Annotated in this window: 25 protein-coding genes and 1 pseudogene; 12 read left to right on the forward strand and 14 right to left on the reverse strand. The window is 48.3% G+C overall.

The features are described from left to right. Window positions 1-237: 237 nt before the first annotated feature. From VF685_RS08835 to VF685_RS08845, 3 genes are all read right to left on the reverse strand, one after another. Window positions 238-1,008 (reverse strand): transporter, encoded by a 771-nt coding sequence (locus tag VF685_RS08835; RefSeq protein ID WP_104471935.1) that lies wholly within the window; start codon window positions 1,006-1,008, stop codon window positions 238-240. A gap of 16 nt (window positions 1,009-1,024) precedes the next feature. After that, complete coding sequence (locus VF685_RS08840) at window positions 1,025-1,567, reverse strand: hypothetical protein (RefSeq protein WP_005180844.1); 543 nt, start codon at window positions 1,565-1,567, stop codon at window positions 1,025-1,027. A gap of 149 nt (window positions 1,568-1,716) precedes the next feature. Next, the gene (locus VF685_RS08845; RefSeq protein ID WP_005180845.1) at window positions 1,717-2,079 is read right to left on the reverse strand and encodes an HPF/RaiA family ribosome-associated protein; all 363 of its coding nucleotides are present in this window, start codon (window positions 2,077-2,079) and stop codon (window positions 1,717-1,719) included. 247 nt (window positions 2,080-2,326) lie between these two features. On the opposite strand from VF685_RS08845, the gene puuE reads away from it, so the two are divergent. The 5 genes from puuE to VF685_RS08870 all read left to right on the forward strand — a co-directional run bounded on the left by puuE (window position 2,327) and on the right by VF685_RS08870 (window position 5,727). Then, window positions 2,327-3,301 carry an allantoinase PuuE gene (gene puuE / locus VF685_RS08850; RefSeq protein ID WP_075168216.1) on the forward strand — a complete coding sequence of 325 codons (975 nt, stop codon included), beginning with the start codon at window positions 2,327-2,329 and terminating at the stop codon, window positions 3,299-3,301. 125 nt (window positions 3,302-3,426) lie between these two features. Next, window positions 3,427-3,930 carry a 2-oxo-4-hydroxy-4-carboxy-5-ureidoimidazoline decarboxylase gene (gene uraD, locus VF685_RS08855; protein ID WP_152342575.1) on the forward strand — a complete coding sequence of 168 codons (504 nt, stop codon included), beginning with the start codon at window positions 3,427-3,429 and terminating at the stop codon, window positions 3,928-3,930. Beyond that, a complete protein-coding gene (uraH, locus tag VF685_RS08860; RefSeq protein WP_075175533.1) occupies window positions 3,927-4,253 on the forward strand; it encodes a hydroxyisourate hydrolase in 327 nt (108 codons plus the stop codon). Before uraD ends, uraH begins: the two co-directional genes overlap by 4 nt. Before the next feature lie 101 nt (window positions 4,254-4,354). Beyond that, window positions 4,355-5,089, forward strand: a complete 735-nt coding sequence (locus VF685_RS08865) for an outer membrane protein OmpK (protein WP_286385499.1) — start codon at window positions 4,355-4,357, stop codon at window positions 5,087-5,089. Window positions 5,090-5,187: 98 nt separating this feature from the next. Continuing rightward, window positions 5,188-5,727, forward strand: a complete 540-nt coding sequence (locus VF685_RS08870; RefSeq protein ID WP_152342576.1) for a GNAT family N-acetyltransferase — start codon at window positions 5,188-5,190, stop codon at window positions 5,725-5,727. A gap of 35 nt (window positions 5,728-5,762) precedes the next feature. Here VF685_RS08870 and hpxO read toward each other — a convergent pair whose 3' ends face one another. After that, window positions 5,763-6,920 carry an FAD-dependent urate hydroxylase HpxO gene (gene hpxO, locus VF685_RS08875; RefSeq protein WP_152342577.1) on the reverse strand — a complete coding sequence of 386 codons (1,158 nt, stop codon included), beginning with the start codon at window positions 6,918-6,920 and terminating at the stop codon, window positions 5,763-5,765. Between the two features lie 220 nt (window positions 6,921-7,140). On the opposite strand from hpxO, the gene alc reads away from it, so the two are divergent. Both alc and VF685_RS08885 read left to right on the forward strand, forming a co-directional pair. Then, a complete protein-coding gene (gene alc, locus VF685_RS08880; protein ID WP_286385500.1) occupies window positions 7,141-8,148 on the forward strand; it encodes an allantoicase in 1,008 nt (335 codons plus the stop codon). Window positions 8,149-8,252: 104 nt separating this feature from the next. Continuing rightward, on the forward strand, window positions 8,253-8,762 hold the full coding sequence (locus tag VF685_RS08885) for an ureidoglycolate lyase (RefSeq protein WP_016658722.1): 510 nt from the start codon (window positions 8,253-8,255) through the stop codon (window positions 8,760-8,762). Between the two features lie 22 nt (window positions 8,763-8,784). Here the strand turns inward: VF685_RS08885 and VF685_RS08890 are convergent. Continuing rightward, window positions 8,785-9,847 (reverse strand): annotated as a pseudogene (locus VF685_RS08890) (RNA-guided endonuclease InsQ/TnpB family protein). Between the two features lie 186 nt (window positions 9,848-10,033). Between VF685_RS08890 and VF685_RS08895 the strand changes: the two are divergent. The 3 genes from VF685_RS08895 (at window position 10,034) to VF685_RS08905 (ending at window position 13,165) form a co-directional block, all read left to right on the forward strand. After that, window positions 10,034-10,819, forward strand: a complete 786-nt coding sequence (locus VF685_RS08895; RefSeq protein ID WP_163140845.1) for a sulfite exporter TauE/SafE family protein — start codon at window positions 10,034-10,036, stop codon at window positions 10,817-10,819. A gap of 108 nt (window positions 10,820-10,927) precedes the next feature. Then, window positions 10,928-12,343 carry an SLC13 family permease gene (locus tag VF685_RS08900; protein WP_253097014.1) on the forward strand — a complete coding sequence of 472 codons (1,416 nt, stop codon included), beginning with the start codon at window positions 10,928-10,930 and terminating at the stop codon, window positions 12,341-12,343. Between the two features lie 114 nt (window positions 12,344-12,457). Then, on the forward strand, window positions 12,458-13,165 hold the full coding sequence (locus VF685_RS08905; protein ID WP_016658719.1) for a phospholipase D family protein: 708 nt from the start codon (window positions 12,458-12,460) through the stop codon (window positions 13,163-13,165). 220 nt (window positions 13,166-13,385) lie between these two features. Here VF685_RS08905 and urtE read toward each other — a convergent pair whose 3' ends face one another. The 7 genes from urtE to VF685_RS08940 all read right to left on the reverse strand — a co-directional run bounded on the left by urtE (window position 13,386) and on the right by VF685_RS08940 (window position 21,861). Further along, on the reverse strand, window positions 13,386-14,084 hold the full coding sequence (gene urtE, locus VF685_RS08910; RefSeq protein ID WP_205779216.1) for an urea ABC transporter ATP-binding subunit UrtE: 699 nt from the start codon (window positions 14,082-14,084) through the stop codon (window positions 13,386-13,388). 10 nt (window positions 14,085-14,094) lie between these two features. Further along, window positions 14,095-14,913 carry an urea ABC transporter ATP-binding protein UrtD gene (gene urtD, locus VF685_RS08915; protein ID WP_005180868.1) on the reverse strand — a complete coding sequence of 273 codons (819 nt, stop codon included), beginning with the start codon at window positions 14,911-14,913 and terminating at the stop codon, window positions 14,095-14,097. Continuing rightward, window positions 14,910-15,983, reverse strand: a complete 1,074-nt coding sequence (urtC, locus tag VF685_RS08920) for an urea ABC transporter permease subunit UrtC (RefSeq protein WP_016658716.1) — start codon at window positions 15,981-15,983, stop codon at window positions 14,910-14,912. The genes urtD and urtC overlap by 4 nt, the downstream gene beginning before the upstream one ends. A 4-nt stretch (window positions 15,984-15,987) precedes the next feature. Continuing rightward, window positions 15,988-17,616, reverse strand: coding sequence for an urea ABC transporter permease subunit UrtB (gene urtB, locus VF685_RS08925; protein WP_127800273.1), 1,629 nt, complete (start codon window positions 17,614-17,616; stop codon window positions 15,988-15,990). A 93-nt stretch (window positions 17,617-17,709) separates the two neighbouring features. Continuing rightward, window positions 17,710-18,993 carry an urea ABC transporter substrate-binding protein gene (urtA, locus tag VF685_RS08930; RefSeq protein ID WP_440203609.1) on the reverse strand — a complete coding sequence of 428 codons (1,284 nt, stop codon included), beginning with the start codon at window positions 18,991-18,993 and terminating at the stop codon, window positions 17,710-17,712. Between the two features lie 388 nt (window positions 18,994-19,381). Continuing rightward, window positions 19,382-21,262 (reverse strand): DNA topoisomerase IV subunit B, encoded by a 1,881-nt coding sequence (gene parE / locus VF685_RS08935; RefSeq protein WP_163145369.1) that lies wholly within the window; start codon window positions 21,260-21,262, stop codon window positions 19,382-19,384. A 14-nt stretch (window positions 21,263-21,276) separates the two neighbouring features. Then, a complete protein-coding gene (locus VF685_RS08940) occupies window positions 21,277-21,861 on the reverse strand; it encodes a YqiA/YcfP family alpha/beta fold hydrolase (RefSeq protein ID WP_005180877.1) in 585 nt (194 codons plus the stop codon). Between the two features lie 244 nt (window positions 21,862-22,105). Here VF685_RS08940 and VF685_RS08945 point away from each other — a divergent pair, with 244 nt between their 5' ends. After that, window positions 22,106-23,437, forward strand: a complete 1,332-nt coding sequence (locus VF685_RS08945) for a PGAP1-like alpha/beta domain-containing protein (protein ID WP_075168204.1) — start codon at window positions 22,106-22,108, stop codon at window positions 23,435-23,437. A 70-nt stretch (window positions 23,438-23,507) separates the two neighbouring features. On the opposite strand, the gene VF685_RS08950 is transcribed toward VF685_RS08945, so the two are convergent. Together VF685_RS08950 and gshA are read right to left on the reverse strand one after the other, a co-directional pair. Further along, window positions 23,508-24,038: a disulfide bond formation protein B gene (locus VF685_RS08950; RefSeq protein WP_016658712.1), complete on the reverse strand. Its 531-nt coding sequence runs from the start codon at window positions 24,036-24,038 to the stop codon at window positions 23,508-23,510. Window positions 24,039-24,058: 20 nt separating this feature from the next. After that, a complete protein-coding gene (gshA, locus tag VF685_RS08955) occupies window positions 24,059-25,636 on the reverse strand; it encodes a glutamate--cysteine ligase (protein ID WP_440203610.1) in 1,578 nt (525 codons plus the stop codon). A gap of 210 nt (window positions 25,637-25,846) precedes the next feature. Here gshA and VF685_RS08960 point away from each other — a divergent pair, with 210 nt between their 5' ends. Then, window positions 25,847-26,386 (forward strand): DUF924 family protein, encoded by a 540-nt coding sequence (locus VF685_RS08960; protein WP_005180881.1) that lies wholly within the window; start codon window positions 25,847-25,849, stop codon window positions 26,384-26,386. Window positions 26,387-26,423 lie beyond the last annotated feature (37 nt).

Below are 26,423 nucleotides of genomic sequence, written 5' to 3' on the forward strand. Positions count from 1 at the left end.
CGACTTAAAAGCTAAAGTTTAATGGGCGGACAGGCCTCGCGCTTATCCGCTGTGATCATCACCATCATGATAGCGTGATCTGCCAGCGCCTGTGTCGAGATCTGTAGCAATTCTGCTGCTAAACCAGATATAAAAACGGCCTGTGAACAGACCGTAAGCAGAATAAGTTGCAGCTCTCTAGCAGTCAGCGAGAGACTCTACTCCCCCGCTTTCTACAGCGCCATAACCAGAGCGCACTTAGAACAGGAAGGCCACACCTAAACCGGCATGATAACTTTTATCAGCGCCATTTAAATCAACACCGACACTGGCATCCAGCTGGGTACGTGCATTTAAGGCATAAATCAGACCTGAACCCAAGGCATATTCTACCTTCTGGCTTTCTGCTTTGCGGTAAATAAACTCGGAGAAGCCGGCCCATTTATCGCTGAGCTGATATTGAATCCCCGGCACTGCCTGCAAGGCCCAATTGCTGTCCTGCCACTCATAACGCATGCTAATTGAGGTGGTGAGTAAATCATTATAGGCGTAGGCCACTGCCGAGCTGAGGCTGTAAATATCCTCTTCGGCACTAAAACCGTCATTCCCGGTGGCAATCTGCGCTTCGGCCAGCACCGCCATCGACAGTTTTTCATCATCTAAATCAATGGCATGTTTCAGACCAATGCTGACATCCCCCAGACCATCTTCTTCAACCGACTGGCCAGCACTTTTTACCCGGCTCCAGCCCGGACCCTGCCAGCCCAGCTGTAATTCTAGATTATCCGCCAGACCGGTACGCAGTAAGGTATCGGCGTGCAGCTGAGTAATTTCCTGCGTCAGACCATTGTCATCTTTGGTTTTCTGATAGTGCGCATTGGCCAGCGCCTGCTCCCAGGCCAACTGACCGACCGGCGTAATTCCGGTGCTCATGCCCACACCCGGACGGTCAAATGCAAACTCGGCGGCAAAGACCTGACTGCTGACTGCAGTCGCCACCATCACACCCAATAATTTCAATGCTGACATAGTGTTTATCTCAATTTTAAGCCAATTCTTTGGTCATTTTCGCGCCATGGGCACGGAGCAGTTCTAAGGTTTGCTGTTCTTCAGGCAAGGCTTCAGCCCAGTTAATTTCATCAAAGTCGCAATCAAAGAATAAATCACTGATGGATGACAAAATGGTCAGGCCATCTTCATCTTTACGGTTTGGATCGACGTTTTCTTCAAGCAGGCGCTTTACCGCAGGTGCACAGGCGGCACTGGCGGCGTCCCATAACGGGCCATAGACTTCTTCCGCATCCCACAAATGCAAATTGACCTTGGCCTGAATTAACGCGTCCAGAATTTCCATATGGACGGCCAAATCCTGCTGTTTTTGTGCTTCATTGTGCGGCTGGCCCGCCTCATAGGCCTCGCAAATGGCTTCCCACCACTGAAACAGGCCATCAGACCAGACTGAAATTACCGGGCCTTTTTCAGGATCAATAAAATTCGGATCAAGCCCCGCGGCCAGAAGCTGTTGCACTTGGGCCTGATCTAGTTCTTCTATGGCTTGCACCAAGCGTTGTTGTTGTGCCGTTAACATGCAGAGAGCTCTCTTCAATCAAATCAATTTCGTTCTATTATGCCCAATTCAGTGAAAATTGTTTAAGCGAAATGTAATCTTGTCGCATGAATTTGCTATAAAAAAAGCCCCAATACTGGGGCTTTTCTGCTTTTCAGCCAATACCTGTCTTATTCGTCGACATCGGTATCTAGGTCAACTCGACCCGGCTGTCCACCACGCGGATGTTCTTTTTTCTCAAAGACATGCTCCAGACTACGTTTTAAACGGTCAATGGCGCCATGAATTGCGGTATCGACATTATGACCACGATGATTGACCACCACAGGCTTCAAGCCGGCCGGGCGTGCTTCAATCATACATTTGATGTCATCATCTCCGCCTTTGTCCCCGTTTTCATCACTTAAATGTACGGAAAAATGGGTAATACGCTCACTATGGCGTTTAAATTCATCACTTAGCTCTGCACGTACGTAACTAATTAATCGTTCGCTACCTTGGATGTTCTTATCTGTACGGATTTCAATATTCATAATCTCATCCTCTCTTTCTTTCGTTTTCTGAATCTTTTTTGTGCAAAACTATTTTATCTTGGCACGTTTGTCGCTTGCTGTTTTCCAGCATATTGAACATCTTCAACCTAATTTGGACGCTACCCTCCACATTGAACGATGAACACTTTTGAGTCTGCAGAACCGTGTCCTTATACTTTGAATATCGGGCCTAACTCAAAAATATGCAAGCAATATTTGATAAAAATTAGCAAAAGGATAACCTGTTGTGACAACTGCTTACTTGCGTGGTCAGGCACTGATTGACTCAATCCGCTCTGCCCCTTATTCACGTGATTTAATTGGCTATCATGGCCAACCGCCGCATCCGCAGTGGCCGAATCAGGCACGTATTGCAGTGCAATTTGTGCTGAATTATGAGGAAGGCGGCGAAAATCATATTGAACATGGTGATGCCGGTTCTGAACAGTTTTTATCTGAAATTGTCGGTGCGGCCAGCTTTCCGGCCAGACATATGTCGATGGATTCGATGTATGAATATGGCTCGCGGGCCGGTTTCTGGCGCATTCATCAGGAATTTCAGCGACGCCAGTTACCGATGACCATTTTTGGGGTCGGTATGGCGCTGGCGCGGAACCCGTATGTGGTCGAGGCCATTCAGCAGGCCGACTATGATGTGGTGTCGCATGGGCAACGCTGGCTACATTATCAGAGCATGGACATGGCCACTGAACGCCAGCATATGGATCAGGCGATCAGTGTCTTAGAAACCCTGTTTGGTCATGCACCCATTGGCTGGTATACCGGCCGCGACAGCCCCAATACCCGCCAGTTACTGGCCGAATTCCCGCAAATTCAGTATGACTGTGATTATTATGGCGATGATTTACCGTTCTGGCAGACGCTGACCAATGCCCAAGGCCAGTCACGACCGCATTTAATTATTCCCTACACCCTCGACAGCAATGACATGAAGTTTGCCGCTGCAGCCGGCTTTAATAGCGGCGAGCAGTTTTATCAATACCTGAAAGATGCTTTTGATGTGCTTTATGCCGAAGGAGAAACTGCACCTAAAATGCTCTCGATTGGTATTCACTGCCGTCTTTTGGGGCGCCCGGGACGCTTTAAAGCCCTGCAACGCTTTTTGGACTATATTCAGTCGCATCCACAGGTCTGGATTTGCCGCCGCGGTGATATTGCTGCGCATTGGTATCGCCATCACGCACCAGAACCCGTCAAATAAAGAAAAACTCGCACTGGACTTGTGCAGCTTTAGCCGTCTCAGTAAAAAATTGGCTTTTCACCGAAATTTGGCACTGATATTGCACTTTTAGCAACAAAATTAAATGTAATGATGAGACCCTTACTGTGCAACTGGATCAATTTAATCAGGCCCCTGAAGCTGAGATTCACCAATTCTTGCAGCAATGTGTACACATTCCGGCATGGGCAACTGCCATTGTCCAACAGCGTCCTTTTGAGAGTATCGAGCAACTTTTAGAATTTTCCCGGCAGCAGGCCAGCCACTGGAGCTGGCCTGAGATTCAGGCCGCACTAGCAAACCATCCTCGAATTGGCGAAAAACAGGCGCAGCAGCAACTCACGGTACAGGAGCAGGCCTTTTCTGCCCGGGAACAAGCCGCCGTCCAGCTCAATAGCGACACCCAGCAGGCACTTTTACAGGGTAATCTGGCCTATGAAAAAAAATTCGGATTTATTTTCCTGATTAAAGCCTTTGGCTTGAGCAGCGAAGATATCCTACAAGCCCTGCAGTATCGTCTGCTGAATGATGCCGACACTGAACAGCGCATTGTGCAGCAGCAACTTTCAGACATTGCCTTACTGCGTTTAAGCCAGGAGCTTCAGCCATGATCAGCACCCATATTTTAGATACCCATTTGGGTCAACCGGCTGCCGGCGTGAAAATCCGGCTGTTTAACCAGCAACAACAGTTGCTGGCCGAAGCCGAAACCAATGCCGATGGTCGGGTCACGGCCGCCGATTTTGCTTTGGCCGACTGTCCGGAAGGCTCATACAGCCTGGAGTTTTATACTACAGCCTATTTTGAGCAAAAAGGCCTAGATAGCTTCTTTCCTAAAGTGGTGATTTACTTCCAGATTAAGGAGGCGACACAGCATTATCACATCCCGTTATTGATCAGTCCTTTTGCCTATTCGACCTATCGCGGCAGCTAAATTTGGTCGGAAAATTGCCAATAAAAAGTTAAATTTGGCTTTATTTTTGCTTAATAACCTGTATCCTTGACACGCTTTTTGGGGAAGACGAAGACACCGTTATGAAACTTACGCAACTTGCTGCACTTTGTGCATTCTCAACCGCTGCTGCCTTCACTCAGGCGAGTCCTATTGTATGGCAAGACTTTAGCTTGACTGGTCTTTATGGTGAAAACTACGAGTTAGGCACTGAAGACCGTACCACCTTAACTGCTGAATACGCAGCTAAACTGAAATATGCAGATGTATTCTTCTTTGTTGACCAGCAATGGGATGGCAACAATGACGATTCAACTTACTTTGAATTGGCACCACGTTTAAGCCTAGGCGAAGTGACTGGTCAAAATCTGGCATTTGGTCCAGTGAAAGACGTGTTAGTCGCAACAACTTGGGAGCACAACGCAGGGCACGGTGGCAACCCTGAGTTCAACAACTTCTTATATGGCGTTGGCTTTGCTTTAGATATTCCATATACCCAATATGCGAACATCAACTTCTATCGTGCTGATAATGATACGACAGATGATGATTATCAAATGACCATCACCTATGCTGTACCATTTAAACTGGGCAATGAAGACTTCCTGGTTGATGCCTTCCTGGACTGGTCAACAGCTGAAGATACTCATGCCAGCGAATTCAACTGGACTTCTCAGTACAAATGGAATGTGGGTAAACACATTTCTCCAGAAACACGTTTATACGTGGGTATTGAACACTCAGTATGGAACAACAAATTTGGCGTAAAAGGCGCAGACCAGAATGATGTCAGCGCACTGGTGAAATACCATTTCTAAGTCGTATACATAACCTAAAAAAGCAGGACTCCGGTCTTGCTTTTTTTATGCCCGCAGCGGCATGATAATGCGCTCATTCCTACCCTGATGTACTGCTTATGCGCTTTCATCTTCGTCCTGCCACCGAACACGATCTTGCTGCCATTCAGGCGATTTATAACCCGGAAGTGCTACAGCATGTAAACACCTGGAATGAACAGCCCTTTGATCTGGCACATTTCCAGCACTGGTTCCAGCAATTACAAAAACAGAATTTTCCGCTGCTAGTAGCCGAACATCTGGACACCGGACAAATTGTCGGCTATGCCGATTATTCCACCTTCCGCAGCATCAGCGGTTTTAAACATACAGTCGAACATTCGGTGTTTATTGACCGTCAATTCAGCCGGCAGGGTTTGGGCAAACAGTTGATGCAGGCCTTAATCCAGCATGCACAGGCACATCAGGTTCATGTGATGGTGGCCGCCATTGACCATGACAATAGCGGTTCAATTGCCTTGCATCAGCAATTAGGTTTTCAGCATTGCGGCTATATGCCCCAAGTTGGAAGAAAATTTGGTCAATGGCGTGATCTGGTGCTGATGCAACTCATTCTGGATCCAGCATCAGAGCAGCCAGCCTCAACACCAGTCGATTGACCTGTATTTCTTGAAAAGCATCCTGCACAGAAAGTTTAATCCAGCGGATTACCGACTATATTGCTGATAATGCCTTTCATGATATGTGGCCCCTGCTCTTGGCGCAGTTCGGCATACCAGGCTTCCGTCACCTGCTGGTCTTTCATATGCGTAACATCACAGCGTTTACGCGCGCGCAGCACCAGCTCATTGGCGCGCTCATTACGTTTATTCTGGTAGCGGCTTAAGGCATCCTGCATACCCAGGGTATTAATTTGTAAGGCACGCGCCAGATAAATAGCATCTTCCATGGCCTGACAACCACCCTGCCCAATATCTGGCGTGGTGCTATGTGCGGCATCTCCCACTAGCACCACCCGGCCTTTATAAAAATTGGCGAAAGGCTCAATATCATGAATTTCCACGCGATTGGTGCGCTGTTCATCAATCGAGTCTATCAGCTGCTGCACCTGCGGACACCAGCCCTGAAAATACTGTTTTAACAGTGTTTTATACTGGCTGCGGTCATTCTCCAGTCCGGCCGCTAGCGGCACATCAAAGAAAAAATAAAAACGCTGATCGGCCACCGGCATCAGGGAAGCGCGCTTGCCTTCTCCGACAAAGGTAGTCCACTGGTCGGCCGGGGCCAGCTGTTCGGACACCTCCACCAGACCATTCCAGTTGACATAACCGGCATAACGGCGCGCAACGGTTTCATCCAGCACATAGGCGCGGGTTAAAGAGTGGGTACCATCAGCGCCGACCAGCAGTTCGGTTTGTAGTTGGGTGCCATCAGCAAAGCTGACCGTCACCTGCGAACCATCTTCCTGGAGTGCCACCATTTTCTTGCCTAAATAGATGTGCTCGCGGCCAAATGCATCCATCAGCATATTTTGCAGTTCCGCGCGCGATACCGGATACGGACGCTGCCCGACTTCTTCAATTAACGGCATCAGGCTGAACTGGGTCATCACATCACCGCTCAGGCCATCGACATAGGCCAGATGGTCCATCTGCCCGCCCAGCTGGGCCACCTGCTCGGTTAGCCCGAGGTAATTCAGGCATTTCACCCCATTGGACCACAGGGAAATAGCCGCACCCACCGGAAGAATCTGCTCGGCCTGTTCATAAATACGTACTTCATGACCAAACTTTTTTAGTGCAATCCCTGTGGTTAATCCGCCAATACCTGCACCAATAATTGTAATTTTCATTTTTCCTCCCAAGGCTTGCCTGTCAAAACTGAACAGCTGAAGCGAAAAACGTGCCATTTCATGCTTAGTCTGGGTCGTATGGCCAGAAGTTGGCACAGGCTGTGCTTCTATCCGCACTAATAGGCCTGCTGTGCAAGCCAAATCTGGCAATCTGGCGCCACTGCCTGATTTCGATACACGGCCGTGCCTGCTGTGAATGAATAATAAATGGAAGAGAATTATGGCCACTTTAATTGCACCAACATTTGACCTACCGCCCCAGCTTCAAACACTGACCAACCTGGCAGATACTCGTATTGGTGCAAAAGTTCTTGAATGTTCAGATGATTTTTTTGCCGATGCGCAGCGTATGCTGCAATTTGCAGCACCAGTATTTGTGGAAGATAAATTTGATAATCATGGCAAATGGATGGACGGCTGGGAAACCCACCGCAAACGCCATGCCGGTTATGACTGGGCCATTGTCCAGTTAGGTGTGGCCGGAACAATTCAGGCACTGGATATTGATACCACCTTTTTTAGCGGTAACTATCCCGCTTCAGCCAGTGTTGAAGCCTGCTATGCACCGCAAGGCAATCTGGAGCAGGCCGAATGGCAGCCACTTTTAGCCAACAGTATTTTGGGACCCAGCCAGCATCATCTGTTTGAAGTCAGCTCTGATGCGGTCTATACCCATGTGCGTCTGAATATTTTCCCCGATGGCGGTGTCGCACGTTTTCGCGTATATGGTGAGGTGAAAATTCAGGCTACAGATCATCAGGGTACGCTGGATTTACTGGCGCTTGAAAACGGCGGTCGGGTAATTGCCTATAGCGATGCCCACTTTGGCCATCCACGGAATCTGATTAATCCGGGTCGTGGCATCAATATGGGCGATGGCTGGGAAACCAAACGCCGCCGCGCGCCCGGCTTTGACTGGTGTATTCTGGCTTTGGGACAGGCCGGCCAGATTGAAAAAATTGATATCGACACCGCCTATTTCAAGGGCAACTATCCGGCAGAAGTGTCGATTCAGGCCGTCTATATTGAAGATGCCACCGATCCGCAACTGATTCCCCAAAGCATGTTCTGGCCATTTTTACTGGAGGCGCAGCCCATGCAGATGGACCATGTGCATTCCTTTATCGAGCAGATTTTAAAGCACGACAAAATCTCACATATCCGGGTCAATATGATTCCCGACGGCGGTATTAGCCGGATTCGCCTCTGGGGCACACTGGTGGACTAACACACCAGCGTCGCTGTTGGCCCACTCCACAGGCTGACAGCGACCTCCATCTCTACCAGTTGATGATGACCATAAAAATACCCGCCCTGGAACCCTCAAACAACATGAAAAATACCATTCAGATTCAAGCATTGACCCTGGACAATTTTGCCCCTTTTGGTGAAGTGATCAGCTGTCAGGGACATGACTATTTTCATATTAACCATGCCCAAACCGAGCGTTATCATGCGCTGGCCATGACGGAAATTCTTGGTGAAGCACAAGCAGGCATTAGTATTTTCCGCAATATCCAGAGTACCCAAATACCGTTTCAGGTAGCAATGCTGGAGCGCCATCCTCAAGGCTCGCAGGCTTTTATTCCGATGCAGGGGCAAGCGTTTTTGGTGGTGGTGGCACCGGGTTTAAATACAGATGAGCCGGACATCAGCCAGCTTCAAGCATTTATTAGCGATGGTTCACAAGGCGTGAATTACCGCGCCGGGACCTGGCATCATCCCCTGCTGACGCTGGAGGCACCTAGCGATTTTGCCGTGATTGACCGGATTGGCTCTGGTCCCAACTGCGATGTGTATGAATTTAACTCGCCCATCCAGATTGTTTCTGCCCAGATTTAATTCTCCATTTGGTTTGACATCCTCACCCACCTGAAAGGAGGGTGATTCCTACTGCTAGACGCTTATGCCCAAGCGCAAGTATGTTCTTGGCGGAGTTTAAATCGCGTTGATTTACACTTCCGCATTCACATTCCCATACTCTTATTCGCAAATCTATCTTTCGGACTGCTTGCGGTGATTGCACCGCAGCTCGAACAGGTTTGGGTTGTGAATCTCTCGTTGACTTCCTCAAACATGACCCCTGCGTTCTCGCATTTATACTTGAGCATGGTTTTGAGTGTTGAAAATCCTGTATCTAAAACAGATTTCGCCATTTTAGTTTTTACAAGTTTGTTCGCACTTAGATCACCAACGACAATCAGTGCATTGTCTTTCACCAGCTGGGTGCTAGCCTTGTGCAAATGGTCTTTACGACAGTTTGCAATCTTGGCGTGTAATGCACGGACACGCTTTTTATTTCTCGCTCTCTGAGCAATCCCTAATTTCTGTTCATATTGATGGTAGAACTTGGGATTGGAAATGATCGTACCATCTGAACAAGTAGCAATATCTTTTAAGCCTAGATCAATGCCCACGGCTTTTGTGGCGGTAGGTTTGTTTTGTTTGGGTGAATCAACCACTAAGCAGACATACCAACGTCCACGACTATCCTCTACAAATGAGCCTGTTTTAATGCTGTATTTCGATAGTCCGTAACTATCCCATAGCTTGAATTGATGCTTGCCATACTGAACGTATCCATCGGCGTATTTAATAGCGACCTTTTTAAAGGGTATCCAACCTAGTGATCTTCTTGCTGATTTCTTATTACTGACACGCCATCTCAATTTTAATTTTTTGAACTGTTTTCTGCGAGTGACCAATTCTTCTGTTACAGCCTGAATGGTTTGGCTATGAAGACTACATTCCTTTGATGCGCCTTTCGTGTATTTAGCAATATCGTATGCTGAAAAGAATTGTTGTTTGCGCTGTAGGTGTTTGAAACACAAATCATTGACATAGTTCCAGACAAAATTAACTTCAGATGCCAATTGGTCTAGCACCTTTGTGTGACTGTTTTTTATGCGTAATTTAAGTGTTTTCATGGGCTTATATTAGGCTTAATATATTGTTTTTTAGCAATTAAACGACATTTCATGTCGTGTCGCTTATATCTCTGACTGAAAGACAGAGGTTTACGCTTCATTTGATAAAAAATAAGCCGGCTTGCCCTTTACAAGCCCAGTATGTGCATGTTTTAGTCAGTACTCTGCCAGTCCGTTGAAATACGCATGTCTAAAGCCGACCTGATGGTTCTGATCTTTTGTATCATTGCTGCCCTGTTACACGGGATCAGCGGCTTCGGCTTTCCTATGGTCAGTACCGCGGCCATCTCCACCTTGTACCCGCTGTCGACCACGGTAGCCTTTGTACTATTACCCTGCCTGATCCTGAATCTGTTTTTACTCAATAGCGACCCCGAACGCAGCTTTCTTCAGGCGCTGCGCTATTATTCCGGTCAATATTGGGGCCTGATTATCAGCAGTCTGATCGGAAGTGTATTCGGTGTGCAGTTACTGCTACATCTAAATGATGGCTATCTCAAACTGCTGATGGGGCTGTTTATTTTATGGTATGTGCTGGATCAGTTTCGCAGCCAGCCCCTGCGCATTCAGGCCAGTCTGAAAAACATGCTGCTGTTTGGTCTGCTGGCCGGTGTGATCGGCGGAGCCACCAATGCCATGGCACCCTTTCTGATGATGTACCTGCTGAGTACCGAACACAGCAAAACCGAAATTGTGCTGATCAGCAACTTGAATTTTGCGGTCAGTAAACTGATTCAGCTGCTGCTGCTTTACCCGGTGATGCTGCAATTTAAATCTGAACAATGGTCCTTACTGGGCTTATTAACCGTGGTGTCGCTGCTCGGGGTCTGGGCTGGCGGCCAGTTACGTGCCCATATTTCCCAGCAGAAATTCCGCTGGCTGATTCTCAGCTTACTGGCCGTGCTGGGCTGCTCAGCTCTGTGGCAAGCCGTGCAACTCCTCAGTCAGAACCCGCATTTTTTTGTGGTTTAATCTTCACTTAGCTGCAAAATAATCAATTTATACTTTGCCCCCTGCTTGAAAAATATTAAATAATAGGCCGATTACTCTAATTCCTATGAATCTATAAAAGGCTCGTATATGAATACAGATACGTTAAAACCACCGATCGAGGCCGCGCCGAAAGGCATTGTCAAAGGCTGGATTATTATTGTCATTGCCGCCCTGCTTTCTTGGGGCTTTTACCATATTTTGCCCTATGATGATTATGCCAATAAAGGCCTAAGCCTGTTACTGTTTATCGGGATTTTATGGCTGACCGAAGCGGTGCATATCACCATTACCGCACTGCTGGTACCGGTGCTGGCAGTAGCGCTTGGGATGCCGATTGAAAATGCCAGCAAAGAGCTGGTGCCGATAACCACCACTCAGGCACTGCAAACTTTTGCTGACCCGGTCATTTTCCTGTTCTTTGGTGGTTTTGCCTTGGCCACTGCCCTGCATATCCAGAAACTGGACCGTAAAATTGCGATGTGGATTATTTCCATGTCTGGCGGACATTTGGGGATTTCGGTGCTGGCCATTTTTGCTGTTACAGCCGCACTGTCGATGTGGATTTCCAATACCGCCACCGCAGCGATGATGCTCCCGCTGGCTTTGGGTCTGCTGTCGCACCTAGATTCAACTAAAGAGCGCTCTACCTTCGTCTTTATTCTGCTCGGGATTGCCTATTCGGCCAGTATTGGCGGCTTAGGAACGCTGGTGGGTTCACCACCGAATGCGATTGCTGCCAAAGCACTGGACTATGACTTCGCTGACTGGATGAAAATCGGTTTGCCGATGATGCTGATTTTACTGCCGGCCATGCTAGTCAGTTTATATCTGGTGTTGCGTCCGAAACTGAACCAGAAAATTCATTTTGAAACTGAAGTGATTCCATGGAACCGAACCCGTATCGCGACCATGATTCTGTTTATCTGTACCGCAATTGCCTGGATTTTTGGCAAAAAACTCAGCGAGAACTTTGGTATTTCATCTCCGGATACCTGGACTGCACTGGTCGCCGCCTGTCTGGTGGTGATTTTAGGTACAGCCACTTGGAAACAGGTTTCTGAAAATACCGACTGGGGTGTATTACTGCTGTTTGGTGGTGGTTTAACCTTAAGTGCGATGTTAAAAGATTCAGGTGCATCGCTGGTGCTGGGTCAAACCGTTGCGGATGTATTTGGTACGGCATCACCGCTGGTGATTATTTTTGTGGTGACCATTTTCATTATTTTCCTGACTGAATTTACCAGTAACACCGCTTCTGCTGCACTGCTGGTACCGGTCTTTGCCGCCATTGCCGACCAGATGGGTATGCCAAAAGAAATTCTGGTGATTATTATTGGTATTGGTGCATCGTGTGCCTTTATGTTGCCTGTAGCAACACCGCCAAATGCAATTGTGTTTGGGTCCGGTCATATCAGACAGCGTGAAATGATGAGTGTCGGGATAGTATTAAACATCCTGTGTACCTTCATTATTGCGCTGTTCGTATACTGGTTCTTTAGCTAAACGCTCAGCATCCATCTAAAAGAGCACTGATTTCAGTGCTCTTTTTTTTGTTTAATTTTTACCTATACTTAGACTATGATCTAAGCCATCAATAAGAATGACACGGGGATTTTTATGGCCAAGTTTTTAAACACCAGTGCAACCAACTTTTTTCTAGAAGAACTGATTAAGAATGCCAAAGAGCGTTTAATTCTGATTAGCCCCTATTTACGCCTCAATGACCGGATTAAAGAATTACTCGAAGATAAAGATCGGCTCAAAATTGACATCCGTATTGTGTATGGCAAAAGCGACCTGCATCCAGAGGAAATTAAGTGGCTGCAAAAACTGGATTATGTCCGTTTAAGCTTCTGCAAGAACCTGCATGCAAAATGCTATCTGAATGAATCAGAATGTATTATTTCCAGCCTGAATTTATATGAATTCAGCCAGATTAATAACAATGAAATGGGGATTCTGGTTCGCAAATACGAAGATGATGAAGTATTTAAAGATGCCTATGAAGAAGCGCAGCGCATTATTCGGATTAGTGATGAAGTCCGGATTAGCCTCGATGAAGTGAAAGCGGATGCTGTGGTGGCAGAAGCAGAACGTGGCGAAGAAAGCTCGACACTAACCAAACTCACCACCTCCAAACTGGCTGCAAAACATAAGTTGAAAACCGCAGATGTACTGGAGAAGTTAACTGCAAAAGGCTTCCTGACCTTAAACGAAAATGGCAAACACTTTTTAACTGAACAGGGTAAAAGTAGCGGGGGTGAGTTCAGATCCAGCCAGTATGGCGGGTATTTTTTATGGAATGAAAATACGGAAATTGAATGACAATTTCCCTCTCCTTTTCGGAGAGAGTTAGGGAGAGATGAAATTGAAGCCTCCACACCTCCCTGCTTACGCTTCGATATAAAGCAGTGCTTATATCTCGCTGAATATTAACAATCTCGCCAAACCTCCCTTCTTGCACTGCAAGATCAAGCCGTGCTGATCTCTTGCTCAGGGAGGCTTTAACTTGTTAAATCCCTCCAACCTCCCTTTGAGAGAGAAATTAAATCGCCACCAACTCCCGAATCCCTTTCTCCGGCATTTCCCTGCCAGCACCTTGTGCAATCACCTGGCCACGTGCCATCACGGTATAGCCATCGGCCAGCTCTTCGGCAAAATCATAGAACTGCTCGACCAGCACAATTGCCATTTCGCCACCATCAGCCAGTTTACGAATCACCCGGCCAATATCTTTAATAATCGACGGCTGAATACCCTCGGTTGGCTCATCCAGAATTAATACCTTCGGTTCAGAAGCCAGCGCGCGGGCAATTGCCAATTGCTGCTGCTGACCACCGGATAAATCTCCGCCGCGGCGCTGCTTCATTTCATCCAGAACCGGAAAAATCTCGTACAGATGTTCCGGTACTTTCCGGGTTTTCGCGCCTTTAAATTTCGCCATCCCAATCAGGATATTTTCCTCAACCGTGAGTGTTGAAAAAATATCGCGGCCTTGTGGCACATAGGCCAAACCTTCACGCACGCGCTGCTCCGGACTAAGCCTGGACATATCTTTGCCATCCAGCAGAATCTGCCCGGACTTAATCGGCAAAATGCCCATCAAGCATTTGAGCAAGGTAGTTTTACCGACGCCGTTACGCCCCAGTACTACCGAACATGCGCCAACCGGAGCCTGAAACGATACATCACGCAGGATATGACTGCCCCCATAAAACTGATTGACGTCTTTGACTTCTAGCATCGCGGTCTCCTTAACGTCCCAAATATTTTTCAATCACATCTTCATTGGCCTGAACTTCGGCCAATGTACCCTCTGCCAGAATGGCACCCTGTGCCAGCACCGTGACTTTTTCACTGATGGTGTCAATAAAGCTCATGTCATGCTCGACCACAATCAAGGTATGATTTTTCTTCAGCTCCAGACATAGCTCTGCGGTGCGTTCAGTTTCGGCATCGGTCATACCTGCCACTGGTTCATCCAGCAAAATCAGCTTCGGGCGCTGCATCAGCAACATGCCAATTTCCAGCCACTGCTTTTGGCCATGCGACAGCAATCCGGCCGGTTTATGCACCAATTCCTGTAAGCGGATTTGCGCCAGCGATTCCTCCAGCGCCTGTTGGGCATCCGGATCGAGCTTGCTAAAGAAACTCTTTTTCACCCGTTTATCTTTCGGCGCGGCTAGCAGCAGGTTTTCCATCACGGTAAAATTTTCAAATACCGTGGGTTTCTGGAACTTGCGTCCAATTCCGGCCTCGGCAATCTGTTCGGTGCTCATCTTGGCTAGATCATAGGTCTGGCCAAAAAAGGCACTGCCTTCCGTTGGACGAGTTTTACCGGTAATCACATCCATTAACGTGGTTTTACCGGCACCATTGGGTCCAATGATGCAACGTAATTCCCCTTCTTCGATATACAAAGACAAGTCGTTTAAGGCGCGAAAGGCATCAAACCAGACACTGACTTTTTCCAAATACAGTGCAATACCGTGGCTAAAATCTGCGCCCTGTTCCTTGGGGCGGCCATAACCTTCAGCAGCATGGCCACCATGAGCTTGCAACAGTTCACTCATTCGCTCCGCTCCTTTTTAAAACGGTCAAACAGACCAATAATCCCTTTCGGCAGGAAGATGGTCACCACAATAAACAGCGCCCCTAAAATCAGTAACCACGCCTCTGGGGAAGCAGCGGTGAAATAGGTTTTGGCCGCGTTAATCACACCCGCGCCGAGCAAAGGCCCAATTAAGGTGCCACGACCACCCGCTGCGACCCAGACCGCCATTTCAATTGAGTTGACCGGGTTCATTTCACTCGGGTTGATGATACCGGCTTGTGGCACATACAGCGCCCCGGCAATACCCGCGATCACCGCAGACAGCACCCAGGCCGACAGCTTGTACCACAGCGTGCGATAGCCCAGATATTGCAGACGGTTTTCACTGTCACGAATCGCACCCAGCACACGGCCATAAGGCTGATTCATCAGATGACGCAACCCGATAAAGCACAGCAGAAGCACCAGCGCGGTGATAAAACACAGGCTGGCCCGCATCGGTGCCGAGGTAATATCCATGCCCAAAATAGTTTTAAAGCCGGTAAAACCATTGTTGCCGCCGAAACCGGTTTCATTACGGAAAAACAGTAGTGCGGCAGCAAAGGTCATGGCCTGGGTGATAATCGAGAAATACACGCCCTTGATTTTGGAGCGAAAAGCAAAGAAGCCAAACACAAAAGCAATGATGCCCGGCACTAAAACAACAAGTGCAAGCGACCAGAGGAAATGTTCCGTACCAACCCAGAACCACGGCAACTCGGTCCAGCTTAAGAAACGCATAAAGTCTGGCAGCCCATCACCCGCGGATTGGCGCATCAGGTACATGCCAAACGCATAACCGCCCAGAGCAAAGTACAGGCCATGACCCAAACTTAAAATACCGGCATAGCCCCAGACCAGATCCAAGGCCAAAGCCACCAGTGCCAGACACATGATTTTGCCAATCAGGGTGACCCAATAAGCCGACAGATGCAGTGCCGAATCACTCGGCAACAGATGCAGCCACGGCAACAGCAGTAAAATCGCAAAACAGGCGGCAATGGCTGCCCCGCTATAGGGTTTATCGGAAAGTAAATGTGTGATCTTCATGCGCTTACTCCACAAAACGGCCTTTGATGGCAAACAGACCTTGTGGGCGTTTTTGAATAAACAAAATCACAAGAACCAGAAGAATAATTTTGGCCAGTACAGCGCCCATGCCAATTTCCAGCGCAGTCCCGCTAATACCCAGACCCAGTGCTGCCAGTACCGCACCCCAGACCTGACCAACCCCGCCAACTACCACCACCAGGAAGGCATCAATAATGTAGTTCTGCCCCAAATCCGGGCCGACATTTCCGACCTGCGCCAAGGCACAACCGGCTAGTCCAGCCAGACCAGAACCCAGACCAAAAGCCATCATGTCGATGCGGCTGGAACGAATTCCGACGGCACGTGCCATCTGACGGTTTTGGGTTACAGCCCGCACAAACAGACCAAAACGGGTTTTATTGAGTAAATAGACCAGTAACAACAGCACGGCGATGGTAAAGACAATAATTGCGATACGGTTATACGGCAGCATCAGGCTTGGGCTAATGGAAATGCCGCCAGACAGCCAGGCAATATTGGACACCTCCACGTTTTGTGCGCCAAAGATCATCCGCACCAATTGCATTAAAATCAGACTCACCCCAAAGGTGGCCAACAGGGTTTCCAGCTGACGGCCATAGAGCGGACGAATTACCGTGCGTTCAATCAGCATGCCAATTAAAGCGCTGACCAGAAAGGCTGCCGGAATCGCCACGATCAGGTACCAGTCCAGATAACTGCCAAAATGGCTTTTAAACAGGCTTTGCACCACATAGGTGGTATAAGCGCCAATCATGATCAGCTCGCCATGCGCCATATTGATGACTCCGAGCAGACCATAGGTGATGGCCAGTCCTAACGCCGCCAGCAGCAAAATACTGGCGGTACTGAGCCCGGAAAATAGATGGCCGGCCCATTCACTGGCCTGTAAGCGGGTCTGAATGGCGCTTTTGGCCTCCAGCAACACGGCTTTCAGTTCCGGATTCAGATTCGGCTGTTGCAGCTCCTGCTCCACCATGGCCAGTACATCGGGACGGTTGGAATCGGCCAGTACCTGGGCGGCCTGAATTTTCACCAGCACATCTGGCTGCTGATAATCCAGCCGTGCTTTGAGCTGGGCCAGACGCGCCTTCACCTTATTATTCCGTTCCTGTAAATACAGGCGATTGATCTGCGCCAGCTGTAATTCAGACAGATTGCTTTCATAAATATCGACAGCTTCAAGGCGCTCAGCCGCATCTTCTGACTGCATTTTTGAATGCGCCAGCGCAAAGGTCAGCGCTTTCTGCAAGGTATTCACCAGCGTGACCTGCGCCAGATCACTTGGCCAGTCGCTGACCGGCTCCAGTGCCGGATAATGCAGTAAACGCTCATCCGATTCCAGAATATAGGTTTGACCATTGGCGCCGCTATAGAGCTGCTGCTGTTCAACATATTGTGCAAGCTGATCCAGCTGTTCGAGGCTGCCGGGCCACTGGTTCAGTAAGGCACGGCGGCTGGCGAAATCACCTTGCACAAATTGCTGGATGGCATCGGCCTGTGTCACAGCAACGGCTGTCTGTGTTTGCGGCTGTTCGGCCTGAGCCAGCTGTATCGATAAAACTTGGGCAAAAATCAGAAAAATAGCGGCGATATTCACGCGAATATTCATTTTATATCCCCCTATTGTGTGTCCTCTTTTTTATAAGAAGGCAGAGAAATCGAAAAAAAACCTGCTGCCGAAGCAGCAGGCGTGATGTCAAACTTACTTCGGAAGATAAGGACTCCAAGGTTCTGCCTGCAGGGTTTGCGGGGTTTTATAGACAATATCAAACTGGCCATCGGCACGGATTTGCCCGATCATGACCGGCTTATGCAAGTGATGGTTTGACGTATCCATTTTTAAGGTATAACCAGAGGGTGCTTTAAATTCCTGACCAGCCATGGCTGCACGGACTTGATCCACCTCGGTAGTGCCGGCTTTTTCTACCGCCTGCTTCCACATATTGATGCCGACATAGGTCGCTTCCATCGGGTCATTGGTCACCAGCTTGTTGGCATTTGGCAGTTTATAATCGACTGCGTACTGCTTCATTTTGTTGGTGAACTCGGTATTGACCGGATTTTTTACTGACATAAAGTAGTTCCATGACGCCAAGTGGCCAACCAGTGGCTTGGTATCAATACCGCGTAATTCTTCTTCACCCACCGAGAACGCCATCACCGGAATATCAGAGGCTTTGATGCCCTGATTGCCCAGTTCACGGTAGAACGGCACATTGGAATCACCATTGATGGTGGAGATGACCGCCGTCTTTTTCCCGGCCGAGAATTTTTTAATATTGCTGACAATGGTCTGATAGTTACTGTGCCCAAACGGGGTGTACTCTTCCATAATGTCGGCATCGGCAATGCCTTTTGATTTCAGGAAAGCGCGCAGAATCTGGTTAGTGGTCCGTGGATAGACATAATCCGTTCCCAGCAGCACAAAACGCTCGGCCTGACCGCCCTCTTCACTCATCAGATATTCCACTGCCGGAATCGCCTGCTGGTTAGGTGCTGCGCCGGTATAGAAAATATTTTTCGACTGTTCCTGACCTTCATATTGCACCGGATAGAACAGCAGACCATTCAGCTCTTCCACCACCGGCAGTACCGATTTACGCGATACTGAAGTCCATGCACCAAAAATGACCGCGACCTTATCCTGAGTAATCAGCTGGCGCGCCTGTTCCGCAAATAGTGGCCAATCAGAGGCTGGATCAACCACCACAGGTTCCAGCTTTTTGCCCAGCACCCCGCCATTGGCATTAATTTCATTGATTGCCATTAGCGCGGTATCTTTTAGCGAAGTTTCTGAAATGGCCATGGTGCCGGACAGGGAATGCAGGATGCCGACTTTAATGGTCTCGCCGGTACTGGCTGCTGGCTGAGCCGTGCTGGCACTGTCGCTACTTTCGGTCGATTTTGAGCAGCCGCTGAGCGCCACAACCCCGGCCATGCTGGCCACTAGTATACTTTTTGAAAACAGATTGCGCTGGAACTTCATGAATTTCTCCACACTTATGCAGCACCTGAATACGGTGCCTGTTGTTCTATGACTGCAGCGGATAATTCAATTTCTATGCCAAACGCAAAAATGACAGGCAGATCTAGACGGGACAAGTAAGATTTAAATCATAAAAATTAGTTACTTATATTAATATAAAAAATGAAAGAACGCCCTTCAGCTACGCTGCACTGATCTGCACCACGCACATGCAAGCAAGGTGTGCTCTTGAGTTTTTAGAGATATTGAAGGATAAGGATACGCAAAAGTGAACAAAAAAAGGGCAACCTGGTACAGCCCGATTGCCTCATTTTGGAGAAAAAATCAGCGACATAAAAAATCTGCACCAAGACGGGTAGGTTTTCTAAAATGATGAAATTTTAGAGTTTTAAACCACCAGATCGGCCAGATTGCCTTTTTGTTCTAGCCACTGCTTCCGGTCTGCGGAGCGTTTTTTGGCCAGCAGTTTATCTAGCAAACCGGCGGTGACATGAATATCATCCAGATCCAGTTGCACCAGACGGCGTGTATCCGGGTCCATGGTAGTTTCACGCAACTGGCTGGCATTCATTTCACCCAAGCCTTTAAAGCGGGTGATTTGCGGATTTTTGCTTTTGCATTTATTTAAAATACTATTGAGCTCATCTTCATCCAGTGCGTAATGTACGTCTTTGTTGTCATCAATCCGGAATAGCGGCGGCATGGCCACAAATAAATGCCCTTCTTCTACCAAGGCCGGGAAATGTTTGACAAAAAGCGCACAGAGCAAGGTGGCAATATGCAGGCCATCGGAGTCAGCATCAGCCAAAATACAGATTTTGCCATAACGCAGTTCAGACAAGTCATCTGAACCTGGATCAACCCCAATCGCAATGGCAATATCATGTACTTCCTGCGAGCCCAGAACCTCATCGGAAGAGACTTCCCAGGTATTTAAAATTTTACCGCGAATCGGCATGATGGCCTGGAAATTCTTGTCACGTGCCTGCTTGGCCGAACCACCTGCAGAATCCCCTTCGACAATAAACAGTTCTGATTCTTCACGGGTCAGACCGACACAGTCGGCCAGCTTGCCTGGCAGAGCCGGACCCGACACAATCTTTTTACGCTCGACTTTTTTGGCTGCTTTTAAACGGCGACCGGCCTTGGAGATGGCCATTTCTGCCAGTTGCAGCGCTACATCTGAATTCTGGTGTAACCATAAGGCAAAGGCATCTTTGGCAATATTCTGCACGATTCCGGACGCTTCACGGCTCGACAAACGCTCTTTGGTCTGACCGGAGAATTGTGGCTCCTGGAATTTTAGCGACAGGATATAGTTCACGCCATCCCAGACATCTTCGGCCGAGAGTTTCAAGTTACGCGGTAACAGGTTACGCAGTTCACAAAACTCGCGCATGGCATCGGTGATACCGGAACGCAAACCATTGACATGGGTACCGCCCTGCGCGGTCGGAATCAGGTTGACGTAAGATTCCTGAATGCTTTCGCCGCCTTCAACATTCCAGCAAATCGCAAATTCTGCGCTGGCGCGTTCTGCATTGCCTGAAGAGACAAAGGCCGGCGCCGGAATAATCTCGCGGTCTTCCAGCTCATCCATTAAATAATCGACCAGGCCATTTTCAAACTGCCAGGTGATTTTTTCATCATTAATCTGGTCAATATAATTGATTTGCAGACCAGCGGCCAAAACCGCTTTGGCTTTTAAATTATGTTTTAAGGCTTTTAAGGCAAATTTAGGCGAATCGAAATATTTAGCTTCCGGCCAGAAACGCACCAGCGTGCCTGACGCACGTTTTGGCGCTTTGCCTTCCAATACCTCTAATGGACCAGTGGCTTCGCCCTGCTCAAAAGCCATTTTGTAGAGATTGCCCTGACGCTGTACATCGACTTCTACCCGGGTCGACAAGGCATTCACCACAGAAATCCCGACCCCATGCAGACCACCGGAAAACTGGTAGTTATCGGTACTGAACTTGCCGCCGGCATGCAGCTTGGTCAGAATAATCTCAATCCCGCTCTGGCCATATTCCGGGTGAATATCCACCGGCATCCCGCGGCCATTGTCTTCTACTGCCAGCGAGCCATCTTTATACACGGTCACGCTAACTTTGGTGGCATGTCCAGCCAGTGCCTCATCGACAGCATTATCAATCACTTCCTGCGCCAAATGGTTCGGACGCGAGGTGTCGGTATACATACCCGGACGGCGACGGACAGGATCGAGACCAGATAAAACTTCAAGAGATTGAGCCGTATATTGAGACACGTTGTACTGTTTCCTTATTTTAGGGAATCCGATAAAAACTGCAGCAGCATAGGTATTTTTAGCGCAAAGTTGTCCATCCCATGATTGCCGCGGGTTTCGGTCATGATCAGAGAGCTATGCTGGGCCTGGCTATAATAACGCTGTGCGTCACGATAATCCAAAACTTCATCGCCTTGCTGCAATAACACTAAAATTTTGTCTGCCTTTTCAACAAAAGGCACTGCCATCTGTTCCAGTTGCTGTAAATGTAGCCGCTCCAGCGTCCAATGTTCATGCACTTTCAGCGGAATTTGGGCATCGCCGAACAGTTCCTGAAACAACTGCCATGGTCGCATAGCCGGATTAATCAGCACAGCCGGAACCGCATAGCGTGCGACCAGTTGTGTCGCATAGAAGCCGCCCAGACTGCTGCCGACCAGCGCTACTTGGTCCAGCTGCTCAATCAGTGCAGATAAGTGCTGCATTACCTCGCGTGGCGGCGCATTCAGATCGGGCAGATGCACCTGAATGTCACTCCGCTGTGCCAGCGCTTGCCGCAACAGCTGGCCTTTGGCAGAAAAGGGATTGCTCCTGAAACCATGCAAATAAATTAAATTCATTGTGCTAATCGGATGTTATCCATGTTCATTGTTGTATTTACTTTTTTGAGACTTTGATCACATTCATGTTTTAATTTGTATGTCACAAATAATTGTTAGACAAAAAAATTAAAACTGGGGCGTCATCCTGGCTATTGTAAAAGTTGTTCGGGATGAATGATATAAAATTAAGCTTAGAAATTTATACCGTGAAGCCAACGAAAAAGAAAGTAGCCGCGACACTATTGTTAGGGGGCAGTAGCACATGCCAAGTTTAACGCCATTGCATGAAACTTATTGTAAATGGGACACCACACCGCCCAGCCAGGCCGATTTACTGGAAGGTCTGGCGCAGCTGTTAAGTATGCCGGTGCATCAGGTGGTCAAAGAGCTGGTGCAGACCATTCAGCGTGAGGTCTTGCTGAGCCTGTTTGGCATGAGTGAACAGCACTCCCGAAAATTCCAGAATATGTCGCCCATTCGCAAGCTGTACAGCCTGTCCTTTGATACCTTGCAAAACTATAGCAACTACCTGCTGGCGCCCAGTCTGCGTCAGGTAATTGATCGTTTTCCGCGCCTGCATGACAAGCCGCTGACACCGTATATGCATGTGCTGGTCGGTATTTTAAATGGGGTGCTGGGTGATTATTTGCTGAATCAGCAAAATCCGCTGGCACTGCCAATGACCATTTATGACCACTACGGCAGTGTGCAAAAAGGCGAGCTGACCGGACAGGTGATTCTGTTTGTGCATGGCCTGTGTATGAACCATCTGGACTGGTCACATCAGCAATATGGTGGTATTGGCGAAAAACTGCTGGCACAGCGCCAGCGCAACACCATGCTGTATTTAAATTACAATACCGGACGGCGTATTTCCGCCAATGGTCACAGTCTGGCCAATACCCTGGAAGATCTGATTCAGCGCAATCCGAATATCACCAGCATCAGCCTGATTGGACATAGCATGGGCGGACTGGTGTCGCGCAGTGCCCTGTTTTATGGCAAACAGGATTTGCATGAGTGGATTCATATGGTCGATAACCTGGTCTGTCTGGGTTCGCCGCATCATGGTGCAGCGCTGGAGCGTTTCGGCTTTCACTTACAGGATAAACTGGGGCGTTTCCCGTTTATGAAAATTGTCGGGCATGTGGTGAATATCCGCAGTAACGGTATTCTGGATTTACGTTATGGCAGCGTGCGGGATGATGACTGGGAACACAATGAAGCGCGAATTGGTGAAATTGATGATAACCGCAAACCGGCGCCCTTCCCGTCCCATATTAATGCCTTTCTGGTGGCCGGCACCATTGAATATGAAAACAAGCGCAACCGCACCCGCAAAGTAATTGGCGATTATCTGGTCAGTGTCAAAAGTGCGCTGGGTGAACATCCGAACCCGCGTTTTCAGCTCAAACTGCCGGAATCGCATAAGGCGGTATTTTATGGTCTGAATCATATGGAAATTCAGTACCATTCTAGCGTCGCCGAGCAGATTGTGAAATGGTTTTATCCTGAAAATGATGACCGGGTCAATGAACAGGTACGTGAATATATTGTCAATTTAGAAAGTATTGAAGGCATTGCCCTGACTTAAAAATTGATGCGCTACAATTAAAACAGGAGGGTCATGGCCCTCCTGTTTTTTATTGATATGGATGACAATATTATTTCTTTTTCACCGGCTTGGTTTTGGCCGCAGTATAGGGATAGGTGCGGATTAACTGCCAGATACTAATAATCGTTAGCACAATAAAGAACACTAACGACCAGACCGGCAAGGATTGACCCAGAAAAGTCCAGTCAATCACTGCACATTCACCAGAACCGGACAGCACCTGTTGCAGCACGGCTTTCATTGGCAAGGCATCGACCAGATAATCCAGCCCCGGACCACAGCTTGGCACCTGGTCCGGCGGCAGGTTTTGCAGCCAGACATGCCGTGCGGCAACACCGGCCGACCATAAAATGCTTAAGCTGCCCAAAAAGGCATACAGTCGTTTAAACGCCCCCGAAAGCGGGTTGTGGAGCAGCGCGATCAGGGAAATGATTCCCAAGCCAATCAGGCCGACACGCTGGAAAACACATAATGGACACGGCGCCAGACCTTGCACATGCTCAAGATACAGGGCGAAGGCCATCCCCACCACACTGGCACAAAACAAAACACCACTCACGAAGCGATAACTCCATTGCATGGTCAATCCTCTTTCTATTTTTATCGGTACTGAGTCAGGAACTGCTCAAAACTCAAGGTCTGTTCCTGCTCAAGTTGCTGTTGTTGTTGCAATGATTGCTGGGCCATTTCTTCAAAATAGGCCAGCGTTTCCGGGCTTAATACATGCGCCTGATAGACGTCGGCATGTTGCTGCGCCATATGGCTGCCAAAGTTCCAGGTGCCGCCCTGATGTAAGGTATCCTCAATCACCTGCGCCGATAGAGTCGCATCGACTTCATCAATCCGGCCGAGCATGGTCGCCAGACCCTGACTATATAGCGTTGTGGCATAGGCCTGATCCAGCAGTTCAGCCAAAGGCTGCATGGCCTGAACATGACTACGGCTCCAGTCTTCAATCAGATAGGACTGGCCATCTGCCAAAATGGTGGCATTTGGCGCACGGCCACGATTCACGACTTCGGCCTGATTGCGCTCAATAATGTCCTGTTCATCATCCAATAACGCCGGACTGTCTTTCAGCAGACAGTACAGTGCCAGCACTTCCAGGAAGCCGGCGGTGTGTTCATCAATCCCGATCGGGCTATACGGATTGACATCGACCGCGCGTAATTCGACATAGCCAACACCCCGATTGGCCAGCGCCTGCGATGGCGTTTCACCCGCCTGCGGCACCTGTTTTGGACGCACCAGACTGTAGTATTCGTTTTCAATTTGCAGCACGTGATCATTGATCTGGATCGGCTCACCCTGTGCATCATTCAGGCCCAAACGGCTAAATGGCTGATACGGGGTTTTGACGGCTTTTTGCAGACCCTCTAAATAACCACTCAGGTTGTTATAGTGAATCCCGAGCTGTTTTTGCGCCGAATTCTGATAACCAAAACGGCCCATGCGCAAGGCGGTGGCATATGGCAGGAACAGCGTGCCGCGTACCAGTGGCAGCAAATGATGTTCACGGCCGGTCATAAAACACTGACACACCGATGGACTGGCACCGACCACCAGCATCACCAGTGGGGTCAGGCGAATAAAATTACGGATTAAACCGAAATAGCGATGGCTGCGATAATCCTGCAGGCTCAGATTTTTGAGTGCCTCATCGCTTTCTTGTTGTTGCAGCGCTTCAAATAAGGCATCCGGGAAAGACAGATTATAATGCACCCCGGAAATGGTCTGCATCCGGCGTCCATAACGCACCCCCAAACCATGACGGTATAAGGTCTTGAAGCGGCCAATATTGGAGCTGCCATATTGCGCCAGCGGAATGCGTTCTTCGGCATCATCCAGCATACACGGCATTGACAGCGGCCAGAGTTTTTCTTCATGTTCCAGCTGACGGTGCACCACGGCATGAATATCGCTTAAATAATTCAGTGCGCCCGGAATACTGTCCTGCGGCGGAGTAATAAACTCCATTAATGCTTCGGAATAATCGGTGGTGATATGCGGATGAGTCAGTGCCGAACCCAAGCCCTTCGGATGGGCTGCCTGAGAGAGAAATCCATTGCTTTGCATACGCAGGCTTTCACGCTCAATACCACGCAACATGCCGTGCAGTAGCGAAGAATCCACCCAAGTCGTTAAAGTATCTTGAGAGGTCGATTCGGGTTGACTCATTACAATCTCGCTTATCGCAAAAAACTACTAAAGAAAATCATCGGTTTATATCAGTATAACGCGATTTAGTGCCGGCACATTACATCCTGTATAGTTTTCAAACAAACCCACAACTTTATTTTTGGCAATTTTTTATCACAAAGTTGCTCTATAAGACATGTGAAATTTGTGATTTTATAATCAAAAGAACAGAGGTAAATAATAAAGCGTATGAATTATCAGGATTTTTTAGATTTTTGGTTTTCTCCTGCTGCGGAACCGAACTGGTTTGTCAAAAGCGCAGAGTTTGATGCCGTGCTTGCAGAAAAATTTACCGATGTACTGCAACAAGCGGCACAAGGAGAACTATGGACATGGCGCGAAACACCCGCAGGTCGTTTGGCTGAAATCATTGTTTTAGATCAATTATCACGTAATTTATACCGTAATGACCCGCGTGCCTTTGCCCAAGATGGAATGGCCTTGGTGTTGGCACAAGAAATGATTCACTTAAAATTGGATCAGGACTTAAACCCAACCGAACGTCGTTTTCTATATATGCCGTTTATGCACAGTGAATCCAAACGTATTCACGAAGTCGCATTAACGTTGTTTGAAAGTTTGAATGACCCCACCGTGTTGGGCTATGAACTGAAACATAAAGTGATTATTGAGCGCTTTGGCCGTTATCCACATCGCAATCAAATATTGGGACGCCAATCAAGCGCAGAAGAATTGGAGTTCCTGACCCAACCGAACAGCAGTTTTTAATTAAAACGCGGTTCATTCTCCCCTTGCAGTATCTTCA

The sequence above is a fragment of the Acinetobacter sp. Brlt_5 genome (assembly GCF_051949055.1).
Taxonomy (GTDB): domain Bacteria; phylum Pseudomonadota; class Gammaproteobacteria; order Pseudomonadales; family Moraxellaceae; genus Acinetobacter; species Acinetobacter indicus.